This is a genomic window from Kitasatospora sp. NPDC089913, assembly GCF_044748625.1.
Lineage (GTDB): Bacteria > Actinomycetota > Actinomycetes > Streptomycetales > Streptomycetaceae > Kitasatospora.
Genome location: NZ_JBIVGI010000021.1, coordinates 71,784 through 85,311, shown reverse-complemented (window position 1 = coordinate 85,311; position 13,528 = coordinate 71,784). Strand labels below are relative to the sequence as shown.

Genomic DNA, 13,528 nt, shown 5'->3' with positions numbered 1-13,528 from the left:
CGGATGTGAGGCGAGATCGACATGACGAGCAGACGGAATCTGTCCACGGTGGCCCTGACCGGCCTGGCACCGACGGTGTGGGGCAGCACCTATCTGATCACCACCGAACTGCTGCCCCCGGACCGGCCGCTGCTGGCGACGACCATGCGGGCCCTGCCGGGCGGGCTGTTCCTGCTGGCCCTGGGCCGGAAGCTGCCGGTCGGCGTCTGGTGGCTGCGCGCGCTGGTGCTGGGGGTGCTGAACATCGGCGCCTTCAACTTCCTGCTCTTCGTCGCGGCCTACCGGCTGCCGGGCGGTATCGCCGCGGTGATCATGTCGGCCCAGCCGATGTTCGTGGTGCTGCTGGCGGCGGTGTTCCTCGGTGAACGGGTCAGAGGCGTGCACGCGCTGGCCTGCGCCCTGGGCGCCGGGGGTGTGGCCCTGCTCGTCTTCAAGGGCAAGGTGTCGCTGGACGCCGTCGGCGTGCTGGCCGCGGTCGGCGGCGCCCTGTGCATGGCCTCGGGCATCACGCTCACCAAGCGCTGGGGCCGCCCGGACGGCGTCAGCCTGCTGACCTTCACCGGGTGGCAGCTGACCGCGGGCGGTCTGGTGCTGCTGCCGTTCTGGCTGTCGCTGGAGGACATGCCGGACGGCCTGACCGGTGACAACGTGCTCGGCTTCGCCTACCTCATCTCCCTGGGCGCGGTGCTCAGTTACATCGTCTGGTTCCGGGGGATCGGGCTGCTGCCGGCCACGGCGGTGTCCTTCCTGGCACTGGGCAGTCCGGTCGTGGCGACGCTGCTGGGCTTCCTCTTCAAGGACCAGACGCTGTCGCTGCTCCAGCTCCTCGGCATCGCCGTGATCTTCCTGGCGGTCGTGCTCGGCCAGTCCCGTCCGCCCCGGAAGGAGCCCGCGGCGGCGCCTCCCGAACCCCTCACGTCCGGTACCGGCGCGCGCGCCCTCGAAGAGGAACGCAGCGGGTAGCGGCGGGCGCACCTCACCACGCTCACCACCTTGTCGGACCCGGCGCCGCCCGGCGCCGGGTACCGCGCCCGACCACTTCCGGAGATATGACATGACCACGCAAGAAGAAGAACTCCCCACCGCGGCGACACCGCGGAAGAGCGGCCCGGCGGCCGACGGATGGCTCGGCGTCGCCGCCATCACCGCGAGCCTCTTCGTCTTCCTCACCACCGAACTGATGCCGATCGGCCTGCTCACCCCGCTCAGCGAGAGCCTGGACGTCTCGGTCGGCACCGCCGGCCTGATGGTCACCGCCCAGGGCGTCGCGGCCGGCCTCGGCGTGCCGTTCATCGTGGCCTGGACCCGCCGGGTCAACCGGCGCAAGCTGCTCACCACCCTGCTCGGCGTACTGGCCGTGGGCAACCTGATCACCTCGATCGCCCCCAACTACCCGCTGATCCTGGTCACCCGCATGTTCATGGGCTTCGCCAGCGGCGTCTTCTGGGCCATCGGCGTCAGCATGGCGATGCGCATCGTCCCCGAGAAGCAGGCCAACCGGGCCGCCGCCGTCGTGATGTCCGGCATCTCGATCGCCACCGTCGTCGGCATCCCGCTCGGCACCCTGCTGGAGAGCGCCAGCTCCTGGCGCACCACCTTCCTGATCTGGGCCGGCCTCAGCGCGCTGGTGCTGCTCGCCGTCGCCGCCACCATCCCCTCGCTGCCGTCGGCGAACGCGGTCTCCGTCCGCGAGGTCTTCGGCCTGCCGGTCAAGAACGTGCCGCTGCGCGTGGTCCTGGTCATGGTGGTGTTCTTCGTCCTCGGCCACTTCGGGGCGTACACCTTCGTCCGCCCGTACCTCGAGAAGAGCGCGGAGGCGAGCGTCGGCTTCATCACCGTCGTCCTGATCGTCTTCGGCATCGGCGGCGCGATCGGCAACTTCATCGGCGGCCAGAGCGTCAACAAGAGCCTGCGCGGCAGCTTCGTGGTCGGCGGTCTGCTGCTGATCGGCGCCCTGGTGATGCTGCTGACCATCGGCACCAACGACTTCGGCGTGATCGTCGCCATGGTGCTGTGGGGCGTCGCCTTCGGTGTCGTCCAGCTCAGCCAGATCAACATGACGCTCGCGGCCGCGCCGGAGACCTTCGAGGCCGCGATGTCGCTCAACACCATGGCCTACAACACCTGCATCGCCCTGGGCGCCCTGATCGGCGGCCTGTTCGCCGACCACACGGGCGTCAAGAGCGTGGTCTGGTTCGGCATCGTCCTGGTCGGCCTCGCCGTGGCCCTGCGCGCCGCCACCGGCCGCCGCGCCGTCCCGGCGGCGAGCTGACCCCTCGAACCACCGGAGCCCGGTACGGACGCCGCGCCACCCCCGTCGCGGCGTCCGTACCGCCCCCTCCGGTGAGGTGGGCGCGTGTCCCCCGGCGACGGCCGGCCGGCACGCGCCCACACCTCTTTTCCGGGCGGAGCGCGGCCTTTGGGCGGCGCCCCACCCGGCTGTCGGGGCGTGGCGAGCAGCTTGCGTTGTCGGCTGCGCCCCTCGTGGGCCTGTTCCTGCGGCGGCGTGCCCCCGGCCGGAAGCCCGGGCCTTTCGGCTGGGCGCTGCCGGCTCCACCGCCACCCCTCGCGGCGCGCGCCCACCCCCTTCACTCCCCTTCACTCCCACCCGCCCTGACTTCCCGCCAGCCCCCCCGCGGGAGTGGTGCGCGCATCCTGGGATGATGGCCCGATGGACTACGCCACGCGACAGAACGTCGGTTCGGGCTCGCCGCTGGAGCCGGAGATCGGCTTCTCACGGGCGGTGCGGAAGGGCGCGTACGTCGCCGTCGCCGGGACGGCACCGATCGGGGACGACGGCGCGACGGTCGGCCCGGGCGACGTCCACGCGCAGACGGTGCGCTGCCTGGACATCGCCGAGACGGCCCTGCGGGCGGCTGGCGCCGGGCTCACGGACGTCGTCCGGACCAGGATCATGCTCACCGACGTCACCCGGTGGCGCGAGGCGGCCCGCGCGCACGGCGAACGGTTCGCCGAGGTCCGCCCCGCCTGCACCTTCGTCGAGGTGTCGCGCTTCATCGACCCCGCGTGGCTGGTCGAGGTGGAGGTCGACGCGATTCTCGACGTGGATCTCGACGCGGATCTCGACGTGGTTCTCGACCACGGGCCGGCCGCGGCGGCGGAGTAGGAAGTCGACACGGCCGACTTCCTGTGCGGCCGTAGGGAGAGCGGGGGCTCATGGAACAGTGGCGGCGCAGGGCGGCGGTGACGGCCGCGGCCGTGGCGGTGGTCGCCGGCACGGTCGCCGGGTGCGGCGATCCGGAACCGCCGGCGGACCGGCTGATCGGCGTGCGTCTGGACGCCGGGCGGCTGGTCGTGCGGACCGGGATGTGCCACGACGAGCGGCTGCACGCGGTGCGGGTGAAGGTCTTCCCGGGGTCGGAGAAGCTGGAGGTCCGCCCGCGCGAGGGCCGTTCGGCCGTGGAGACCGTCGACCTGGGCGATCTGCCGCCGGGTTGGACGAGCACCGGCAGCAGGCCCGGGCAGGTGGTCGCGGACCGCCGCTACACCGTGGAGGTCGTCCGCGACCGCGCCCTCACCGTGACCGTGCCCGGTGAGGTGCTGCTGGGCCTGCCCGTCGGCAAGTGGGCGGCGGGCGGCTGGGACTGGGACTACAAGCTGCTGAGCGCCAAGGACTTCGAGAGGCGCCGCAAGTCCTCCTGCGGGGACGGCTCCTGATCCGCCCTCACGGAACCTTCGTCGTCGGTGGCACCAGCGGCGGCACCCGCAGTGCGTCCGGCGGGGTCAGACAGGCGGTGCTGACGATGAGCATGATGCCCTTGTCGGAGCGCTCCTCCACGGCGACGAGGTAGTGGTCGCCCGGCGGGCCGCCCGTGGACGCGGCCCGGAACGAGGCGCCGGGGGCGGTCCCCGCCGCCGGCCCGTTCGCGCCCAGTGAGGGCGTGGCCGTGGTCGCGGACTCCTTGTAGCCGCTGATCGACAGACCCTCGCTCCTCAGGGCGTCCCGCAGCCGGCGCACGATCGCGACACGCCCGTCGGCCGGGACATCGAGGCTGGTGGCGGAACTCAGCACGTACGGCTCCGTCGGCCCCGCGATGTCGGGGCCCTCGCACCGGTAGTAGCCGAGGTTCTGGCTCACCGGTCCGCCCTGGCCGACGGCCGCCTCCCGCAGATGCTCGAGCACCTGGGTGACCCGGCCCATCGCCTCGTCCCGGGACTTGACCGGCTGGGCCGCGCGCGTCGCCCCGTCCGTTCCCGGGACGTCGCTCCGCGCGGCCGTGCAACCGGAGAGGGCCAGGCAGCCCAGGGCGACGGCCCCTGCGGCGAGTTTGACGGCAGCCGTTCGTGCCGGTGTGCCGATCGATCGTGCGGCCACTGTGGTCGCCCCCCGGTGAACGGTTGCAGATGCGGGAGGGATGCTACGGCAAGATGCGGAACTCTCGACTCCCTTTGTTGGTGGCCCGGCGACCGGTGATGGCCCGTTGGACCTCAGGGCTTCAGCCGGTAGTGGTAGCTGTGCGACACCTCGAAGCCGACCCGCTCGTACAGCCGCCGCGCCGTCGTGTTCTCGGCCGTCACCTGGAGGTACAGGATCTCCGCACCCCGGGCCGCCGCCCAGCGTGCGCCGACGTGCAGGACCGCCCCGGCCACGCCCTGCCGCCGGTGCGCGGGGGCGGTGGCCATGCAGAACACCCCGGCGCAGCCGGGCGCCGCCACCACCAGCCCGATGCCGACGAGCCGGCCGTCGCGCTCGACGCCCAGGTGGGCCGCCGGCCCGCCGATCCGCCGGAACAGCTCCTCGGCGGCCTCCGGTTCGGTCCCGCCGGGCTCCAGCTCCGCGTACGCGTCCAGCCAGGCCCGGGTGGGGTGTTCGGCGAGGGTGACGTCCAGCGGCGCGGCGGGCCGGGCGGCGGCGGCCACCGCGGCGGCCGGTGCCGTGCAGACCAGCACCGCCGAGTCCCGTCGGTAGCCGCGCGCGTCGAGCGCCGCGTCCAGCGCGGTGTGCTCCTCGGCGGGCGCGACCTGGACGGTCACCGGCAGCCCGTGCCCGGCGTAGTACCGCTCCACCCGCTCCAGACCCTCCAGCAGGCCGTCGCCCGCCCCCACCGGCAGCGCCGAGTTCGACCGCCGGCGCGGCACCCCGGGGGTGTGCCGCAACAGCCAGCCGCCCTCCTCCCGCACCTCCTCGGCGGGCCAGGCCCGGGCCGCGTGGCGTTCGATCAGCCGCGTGTCGATCAAGGTGCTCTCCTGTCCCCGTCCGGGCGGGCCGCCCGGTGCTTGCGGCAGGATGCCCCGGAAGGATCTTTGAGGTCCACCACGTAATGCTTCACAGACCGGTAAGGACAGCTTGATGTTGGATCCGGGGCGGCTCCTCCTGCTGCGCGAACTCGCCGACCGGGGGACGATGACGGCGGCCGCCGCCGCCCTCGGCCGCACCTCCTCGGCGGTCTCCCAGCAGCTCGCCGTGCTGGAGCGCGAGGCCGGTGTGCCGCTGCTGGAACGGGACGGCCGCCGGGTCCGGCTGACATCCGAGGGCGTGCGGCTGGTCGCGCACGCCCGCATCGTGCTGGGCGCGCTGGAGACCGCCGAACGCGACCTGCGGGCCGCCGCCGACACCCCGCGCGGCCCGGTCGCCCTGGCCTGCTTCTCGACCTTCGCCGCCGTGCACGTGCTGCCCGCCCTGGTGGCCGCCCGCGAGCGCTACCCCGAGCTGAGGGTGTCGCTGCTGGAGCTGGAACCGCCCGAGGCCCTCGCCGCACTCCGGGCCCGCCGCTGCGACCTCGCCGTCCGCTACAGCTACGACCTGGTCCCCGAACCGGCCTTCCCGGCCGCCGAGTTCACCGTCCACCCGCTCGCCGCCGACCCGGTCCTGCTGGCCCTGCCCGCCGGCCACAGTGCCGACGGGGCCGCCGTCGACCTGCGCGACCTCGCCGACACCCCCTGGATCGTCGGCTCCCGCGAGGACGGCAGCGCCGCCCTGGTCCGCGCCGCCTGCGCCCTGGCCGGCTTCGCGCCCCGGATCGCGCATGCGGTGGACGACTACCACCTTGCCCTGCGGATGGTGGCCAACGGCCTCGGGGCGGCCCTGGTGCCGCAGCTCGCCGCCGACGCCCACACCCCGGCCACCGCCGACATCGCCCTGCACCCGGTCCTCGGCCCGGAACTCACCCGCCGCATCCACGCCCTGACCCTCCCCGCGCCAACAGCCCGCCCGGCGATGGACGCCGTCCTGGCGCTCCTGCGCCCGCCTGTGTCGTAGCACGGCAAGGGCCCCGCCGGAATCCGGCGGGGCCCTTGCCGTCGACGCGGCCACCTCGGCTGTCAGAACGAGCGGTCCGTCAGACCTGCTCGCCGGACCTCCTTCGTACCTCGACTTCAACGGCGTCCAGGAACTCGTCCGGCGGCTGGTACTGGTGCTCGACGATGTAGTGGATCACCAGGGTCGGCGCCACGAAGACGGTGCCGCCCGAGGAACCTCGGACATGGATCTCCGCGCTCCCCAGCAAGCTGGTGCCGTTCTTGGCGTGCGGGTTGTCCACCGTCAGGAAGATCACACCGCAGAAGTGGCACTCGTGCAGGCCCCGCGTTTGGTTGTCAGGCCTGGTGACCAGTCTCAGCAGGCCGTCCACGACCTCGTCGGCCACCTCGCCCTGCTGGTACGCATGAGACCTGTCCAGCCAGCCGATGTTCACCATTCCCTCGGCGGGCTGGTGGTAGGTGTAGGGCGATCCGTCCGGGTAGTAGGTCACGAGTCCGCCCAACTTCTGCAGATGGCAACGTGCACGACGCCCATGTTCTCCTTCAGGATTTCGCTGAGCCGCATCGCGTCGCTCACCGTGATCGATTTGACGGACATCTCCATGTCGGGGCCCGGGAACACAGTGTAGTCCTGCACCTTGGCCCCGTTCCCTCCCTTGATGGTCTCCTGGACCTTCGGCTGCGGGAACCCTCCCAGCTCCACGTTCAGCCCGTCGATCTGATCGAGCTTCTCGCCGTCCTTGACGTAGAACTTCAGCGTGGTGCCCTTGGGCACATCGACTTCACCCGATCCCTTGATGTAGGCGCCGTGTCCGGCGATGACCTTCTGCTTGTCGGGACGTCCCCGCTGGTTCCATACCGCCGCATTTCCCTTGCCGGGCCCTGCCTTGGCGCGGGCGCCGCTGTTCGACACCCCGTTGTTCCGGGGGGGCGTCTTTCCGCCACTCGCCTTCGAGGCTCCGGGAGACGGCCCGGACTTCTTGGCAGCTCGCGACACGGACGCCGCATTCGACGAGGCATTGGCGGCACCGCGGACGCTCTTCGCCGCCTCGCTGCCGCGTTCGACGGCCTTGGCCACACCGCTGACGGTGTCGAGGGCCTTGGAGGCCTTGGAGGCGATGCGGGCCGCAGTGGCGGCGCTGCCGATCACCGGGACGACGGCGACCAGGGACATGGCCGCGTTCTTCCAGTCGCCCTCGGCCGCGTACCAGACGCCGTTGACGATGTCGCAGGCGTCACCGATCACCGGGATCATGCCGGCCACGTCCAGGACGGTGTGGCCGATGTTGGAGATGGTGCTGTAGTTCTCCTTGACCACGTCGACGGCCTTGCTGACCGCCTGTGTCGCCTTCTTGACGATGCTGGAGCCCCACCACAGACCGCTCGGGTCCGAGAACGTCAGCGGGCTGTTGTTGGCGTACAGGTAGCCCTGCAGCTGCTGCGGGTCGCTGGTGTCGATGACCGGGTCGACCGACAGGAAGCGGCCGAGCTTGGGGTCGTACTCGCGGGCGCCCAGGTGGGTCAGGCCGGTGGCCTTGTCCTGGGTGCCGCCGACGAAGCCCTTCTCGCCGAGCCACTCGCCGGGGGACGGCTGGGCGCCGCGCTCCTCGCCGAAGGGCTTGAACGCGCGCCGGGTGACTCCGAGCGAGGTGGTGTCGATCGCCGTCGTGCCCGTGCCGTTGAGGTCGGAGGCGATGTAGCTGAGCCGTCCGTCCGAGGTGCGGGCGATGGTCGGGCCGCCGGCGGTCGGGTAGTACCGGGTGCCGCTGACCTGGCCGGTGGCGGTGTTGAGGGTCAGCTCGGTGCTGCCGAGGTAGAGCGTGGTGCTGCCCGGGTCGCGGCGCAGCAGGCGGTTGCCGTCGGCGTCGTAGACATAGGTGGAGGTGCCGCCGCTGGTGGCGGCGGTGGCCAGGTGGCCGTCCGGGTCCCAGGTCATGGTCTGGGTGTTGCCGCCCTGGTCGGGGCGGGTGAGGGTGTTGCCGGTCTGGTCGTAGGTGTAACCGGTGGTGACGGTCGGGCCGTTGCCGGTGGTGGTCCGGGTGCTGGTCGGGGCGTGCGGCCGGGGCTGGCCGGGGGCCGGGTAGGTGTGGGTGGCGGTGACGTCCTTGGCGGTGTTGCCGGTGGGGTCGTGGTCGACCGTGCCGGTGCGGTTGCCGGTGGCGTCGTAGCCGAAGGACTGCCAGTAGGGCGCCGGGCCGCCGAGGGCGGCGGGGCCGGGAGTGGTGTTGGTGCAGCCGCCGACGCCGGGCACGGACGGGTCGGGCCGGGTGGTGGTGCCACCGGTGTCCGTCCAGGCCTGGGTGAGGCGCTTCAGGTGGTCGTAGGTGAAGCACTGGGTGTCGGTGGCGCCGTCGTTGCGCCAGGTGGAGACGGAGGTGACGTCACCGGCCGGGCTGTAGGTGTAGTCGGTGACGTCGACCGACGTCCGGCCGTCCTCCTTGTCCAGCAGGGAGCGCAGCAGGCGGCCCGTGCCGGGCTGGTAGGTGTGGGTGAGCGCGACCTGCTTGGGGACGTCGCCGTAGGTGATCCGCTGGAGCTGGCCGAGGTCGTCGTAGACGGTGAAGTTGACGAAGTCGTCGCCGAGCGAGGAACCCATCGACCTCAGCAGGCCGTTGGGGTTGCGGCCGAGGTACACCGTCTCGGCCGGCAGCGGGCCCGCCGCGCCCATGTCGGTCAGGACGGCCAGGCCGGAGATCGGGTCGTAGCTGGTCTCGTTGGCGTAGCTGCCGGAGAGGGCGCCCTCGCCGTCCGGGACGGTGAGCCGGGTGCCGGTCGCCTGGTAGGCGGTGTTGTAGCCGGTGACCTCCTGGCGGTAGCCCTTGCCGTCGGACCAGCTGGTCGCGGCCGTGGGCAGGCCGGGCAGCAGGGTGTCGTACTCGTAGGTGGCCAGCGGGGTGCCGGTGGTGCTGCCGAGGTTGCGCGACAGCGGCCGGCCGAGGATGTCGTAGCTGACGGCGACGGTGGTGCCGCGGGCGTCGGTCGTGGAGACCGGGCGGTCGGCGGCGTCGTAGACCGTGGTGATGGTGCCCTTGTCCGGGTCCTCCGACCGGGTCTGGCGGCCGTGGACGTCGTAGCCGTACTTCCAGGCGTTGCCGACCGTGTCGGTGACCTGGCTCAGCTTGCCCTCGACGTCGTACGTGTAGCGCGTGGCGTCGTAGGCGCCCTGCGTCGTGCCGTTCTTGTACTGCCGCAGTTCGGTGGTGCGCCCGCGGGAGTCGACGAGGGTGCTGGTCGGGATGTCGCCCTGGGGCGGGGTGGCGTCGGTGCGGTCCACACCCGGGTAGGAGACGGTCGAGCGCCACTGCTCGATCGCCTTGGACGAGAAGGTCTGGACGACCGGGCGGCCGAGGCCGTCGTAGAACGAGGCGCTCTGGCCGGGGACTTCGTTGTCGTTGGCGACGAAGCGGGTGGTGCCGGGATCGCCGGTGCGGCTGATGTACGGCTGGTTGGTCTTCACCACCTGGCCGTGGCTGTTGTAGAAGGTGTCGCTGACGATCCGGGTGCCGGCGGCGTCGTTGGCCGGGGAGCTCTGGCTCTGGACCGGCTCGCCGAAGGCGTTCAGGATGGTGACGCCGACGGTGTAGCTCTGGCCGCTCTCGCGCAGCTTCCTGGTGGTGACCGAGCTGGTGCCGGTGTTGGACAGCTGGTACTCGGTCAGGCTGTCGGCGAGGTCGGTGCCGGGGGTGCGACCGGGCTGCCAGGCGGCCGTGGTGCGGCCGAGGGCGTCGACGGTCTGCTGCGAGGTCCGGCCGTTGTGGTCGACCGACTTGACCGGGACCTCACGGGTCGGGTGGAAGGTGGTGGTGCTGCTCCAGCCCTTGGGGTTGGTCACCTTGACGCTGGTCGGCAGCGCGTTGGCGGCCGGCTGGTACTCGGTGGTGGTGGTCGCGCCGGCGGCGTCGGTGCTGGTGGTGACCCGGCCGTAGGCGTCGTAGCCGACGGTGGAGACCAGGGAGAACACCGGCTGTCCGCCGGAGAAACCGTCCAGCTCCTCGGTCCGGGTCACCTGACCGGGGCCGTTGAGCACCCCGGAGGCCTGGCCGTCGTAGAAGGCGCGGTTGCGCCCGAGGGTGTCGGCCTCGGTCGGGTCGGTGGCGCAGTCGCCCCGGCCCTGGATCGTCTCGGCGACCCGGTCGAGCGTCCAGGTCGCGGTGTTGCGGGCGTACTTCGTGGCCACACACAGGTCGGGCAGGCCGTCCGCGCGGTCCACGACCCGCTTGGGCATGCCGTACTCGTCGAAGACCGCGGTCTTCGAGGTCGACTGCCACGATCCGTCGGAGCGCAGCGCGCTGTCCTTGCCCGTGCCGTTGCGCATCATCTGCGCGGTCAGCGGGGGCAGTCCGGTGCCGCGGTTGTGGGTGGCGGTGGGAGCCGACAGCCACATGTCGGACTTGGTGATCGCCACGACCGTGCCGTTGTCGGCGGTGTAGGTGTGGCGTTCGCGCAGTGAGCCGGCCAGCGGGTTGGCGTCCTTTACGGTGGCGCCGTTGATGTCGGTGTAGGTGGCGGTGCGCCTGCTGCCGTCGGCCTTGTAGTCGCCGTCCATGCCGCGCAGGTAGAACGCGGCGGCCTTGCCGATCGGGTCGGGGGCCGCGCCGCTGCGGGTGACGACCTGCTCGTAGCCCCGGAACTGGTTCCAGGTCCGGCGCTTGGGGTCGGTGTACTCGTCGTCGTCGCGGTGCCAGGCCGCGTCACCCACGTACTGGTACGTGGTGGTGCGGGCGGGCGAGCCGCCGAACGGGTCGCGCTCGTTGACCTGGGCGACGACGTACTTGTGGAACCAGTCGAGGCTGGGGTCGAGCGGGCTCTTCTCGTCGGCGTTCCAGTAGACCGGGTAGCAGCGCTTGCCGTTGCCGTCCTGGCTGCCCGGGAGCGCGCCGGGAGCGCAGTCGGTCCCGGCGTAGACGGCCTCGGTCACCATGCCGGTCTCGGCGGTCACGCCGATGATGCGGCGCCGGTTGAGCGCGGGGCGGCCGTCGGTGCTGGAGTCGACGCGGTTGTTGTAGAACTGCCCGGTGAAGGTGATGGCGGGCTGCACGATCTTGTCGGCGCCGTCGTACCCGGTGTGGGTGAACGACTTCAGCCACAGCGCCGGGGCGGTGCGGTCGCCCGGGTCCGGGTACTCCTGGTCGAGCGCGTAGGAGTCGACGTCGGCGTAGCCGCCGCCGTTGAGGACCTGGGTGGTGATCTTCGTCAGGCGCTTGGTGGACCAGAAGGTGGCGGAGTAGTTGGTGCAGGTGCCGGTGGCGCCGCAGTTCTGGTCGAACGGCACGTCCGGCCACTTGCCCGAGTTGGCACTGTTCAGCTTGCCGGGCGCGCAGTCGAAGCCGGCGTCGGGCAGGCAGCGCTCGGCGGTGTCGAACAGCACCTGGCCGGTCGGCTTGACGCTGTCCGCGTCGGTGAGCCGGGAGCCGTAGGCGATCCGGGCCAGGTAGCCGCCGCGCACGTACGGGGTGCGGGTGCCGGACGGGTTCTGGGCGGAGACGCCCCGCATGTACTGGTTGGTCTCCTTCTCGTACCAGTGCGAGATCACTCCGCCCCGCGGGTCCACGACGAAGTCGAGGTTCCAGCGCCAGGCCTGGTCGCACCAGGAGGCGTCGAAGGTCGACTTGTTGCACTCCTCGCCGGCGTTGTTGCCGTACACCGGGGTGGTCCAGGCCGAGTTGGTGGCCGGTGAGCCCGCTCCCGCGCCGGGCTTGCGGCCGACACCGAACCAGTACTGGGTGCCGTCGGTCGTGGTGACCCGCCAGTGCTCGCCGTTGTTGTCGCCGTTGGTGGCGCCGGTCAGCAGCTCGACGCGCGAGGCGTCGTCGCCCTCCAGCCGCCAGGTGCCGGTGCCGTCGTCGCGGACCAGCGTCGAGGAGCGGCCGTTCAGCGAGATCGTCGCGTTCCAGCCGGACAGGCACTGCTCACCGGAGCCGGCCTGGCCGTCCTTGGCGCACGGCTTGAAGCGCCGCTCGACGAAGCCGGGGGTGTAGTCCCAGCCCTCACCGATCCACGAGGACTGGTTGTTGGTCGCGGCCGTCCGGCCGTCCACCGCCTGCGAGCTGTACGACAGGCTGACGTTCGGCTTGGAGCCGCCCAGGCCGTCCGGGACGGCGATCGGGTACGACCAGTTGAAGCCGCCGGTGTTGCCGCCGACGCTCCAGGTGCCCGAGGGGGCGAGGCCGGTCGCGCCGAAGGTGCCCGCGGGGCCGCCGGGGGCGGCCGACGCGGCCAGCACCGTCCCGCCCGAGGCGCCGGAGGCCGCCGAGCGGGCCGCGGAGAGCTCGCCGACGGCGGGCGCGGCCTGCGCCGACGCCGCCCCGAGCTCGATGTCGGTGCTCAGCAGGCCGGGCCGGGCCTGGGTGCGGCGCGTCTCGACCGGTGTCTGGGTGCGGCACTCGGGCTGTTCGGGGGTGGTCAGCACGCACTCGGGCAGCGCCACCAGACGGGCCCGGGAGAGCCAGTCACCGCCGAACGCGCCCTCGACCGAGGACACGTCCACGTCGACCTTGACCGGAGCACCGGCACCGGCACCGCCACCGGAGGCGGACGGACGGACCGACAGCAGCAGGCCGTTGACGCCCGCCTTCTCGGCGGCCGACCGGTCCGCGACGGTGACCCGGACCTTCTGCGCGGCGGGAGCCGTCCGGGCGCCCAGCAGCCCGGGCGCCTCGGCGACGGCCGCCACGGCCGGCGAGCTCACCCAGACCGGTGCCTCGCCCGCACGGCCACCGGCCGGCACGGCCGCCGGGGCGGCGGCGAAGGCCGATTCCCGGACACTGTTCGGCGTCGCGCTCTTCGGCGCGAGGTCGACCTCGGTGTCCACCGCGGCCGGCCAGCTGACGGGCTTGGCCCGCCAGGCGGGGGCGCCGTCGCCCTTGGGCGGCGTGGGCTTGACGGGGGCGGCGTTCCTGCCGCCGACCGTCGGGACCGGATCGAGGTCGCGCGGCGACCAGACCTTGGGATTGCGCGGCTTCCACTCCGCCGCGTTGGCGGGTCCGACGCCGGCGAGCATCGACAGTACGAGGACGGCGACGGTGCTGAGCCGTCGTCTTCCCCGTGACCGCCCGCCGGCGCGGAATCCCCCTGATGATGACGACACGACTTGCCCCCTGGCACGCCGAAGCAGACCTTCCGGCCGGAAGGTCCGCTGAACAGAGATAATTGCGCGCGGAGCCTAACCCTCGTCAGATAGGTTGATCCATCGGTTACCTGGCCTATACCGACCGATGGCGAACCTAGGTGAAGTCGGCCGCCGTCCAGGAAACTGCGGAGCGTCAATGGATGGTGGGCGTTTTGCCTCCATTGCTGTCCTGGATTCCTG

Annotated in this window: 9 protein-coding genes; 5 read left to right on the top strand and 4 right to left on the bottom strand. The window is 72.1% G+C overall.

The annotated features are described in order from the left end of the window. Positions 1-21 precede the first annotated feature (21 nt). From ACIPYS_RS27705 to ACIPYS_RS27690, 4 genes are all read left to right on the top strand, one after another. A complete protein-coding gene (locus ACIPYS_RS27705) occupies positions 22-963 on the top strand; it encodes an EamA family transporter (protein WP_093859805.1) in 942 nt (313 codons plus the stop codon). Positions 964-1,054: 91 nt separating this feature from the next. After that, positions 1,055-2,272, top strand: coding sequence for an MFS transporter (locus ACIPYS_RS27700; RefSeq protein ID WP_093859804.1), 1,218 nt, complete (start codon positions 1,055-1,057; stop codon positions 2,270-2,272). A gap of 399 nt (positions 2,273-2,671) precedes the next feature. Then, positions 2,672-3,127: a RidA family protein gene (locus ACIPYS_RS27695; RefSeq protein ID WP_400750904.1), complete on the top strand. Its 456-nt coding sequence runs from the start codon at positions 2,672-2,674 to the stop codon at positions 3,125-3,127. Positions 3,128-3,177: 50 nt separating this feature from the next. Continuing rightward, a complete protein-coding gene (locus ACIPYS_RS27690) occupies positions 3,178-3,678 on the top strand; it encodes a hypothetical protein (RefSeq protein ID WP_400750901.1) in 501 nt (166 codons plus the stop codon). Positions 3,679-3,685: 7 nt separating this feature from the next. Here the strand turns inward: ACIPYS_RS27690 and ACIPYS_RS27685 are convergent, their stop codons facing one another. Both ACIPYS_RS27685 and ACIPYS_RS27680 read right to left on the bottom strand, forming a co-directional pair. Next, on the bottom strand, positions 3,686-4,336 hold the full coding sequence (locus ACIPYS_RS27685) for a hypothetical protein (protein WP_400750898.1): 651 nt from the start codon (positions 4,334-4,336) through the stop codon (positions 3,686-3,688). Positions 4,337-4,449: 113 nt separating this feature from the next. Continuing rightward, entirely contained in the window at positions 4,450-5,199 is a 750-nt protein-coding gene (locus ACIPYS_RS27680; RefSeq protein WP_400750895.1) for a GNAT family N-acetyltransferase, read from the bottom strand. A gap of 112 nt (positions 5,200-5,311) precedes the next feature. Between ACIPYS_RS27680 and ACIPYS_RS27675 the strand changes: the two genes are divergently transcribed. Continuing rightward, a complete protein-coding gene (locus ACIPYS_RS27675) occupies positions 5,312-6,220 on the top strand; it encodes a LysR family transcriptional regulator (protein ID WP_400750892.1) in 909 nt (302 codons plus the stop codon). A gap of 79 nt (positions 6,221-6,299) precedes the next feature. On the opposite strand, the gene ACIPYS_RS27670 is transcribed toward ACIPYS_RS27675, so the two are convergent. Together ACIPYS_RS27670 and ACIPYS_RS27665 are read right to left on the bottom strand one after the other, a co-directional pair. Next, positions 6,300-6,710, bottom strand: coding sequence for a hypothetical protein (locus ACIPYS_RS27670; protein WP_400750889.1), 411 nt, complete (start codon positions 6,708-6,710; stop codon positions 6,300-6,302). Next, positions 6,707-13,219, bottom strand: coding sequence for a putative adhesin (locus tag ACIPYS_RS27665; protein WP_400750886.1), 6,513 nt, complete (start codon positions 13,217-13,219; stop codon positions 6,707-6,709). Before ACIPYS_RS27665 ends, ACIPYS_RS27670 begins: the two co-directional genes overlap by 4 nt. Positions 13,220-13,528: the final 309 nt, after the last annotated feature.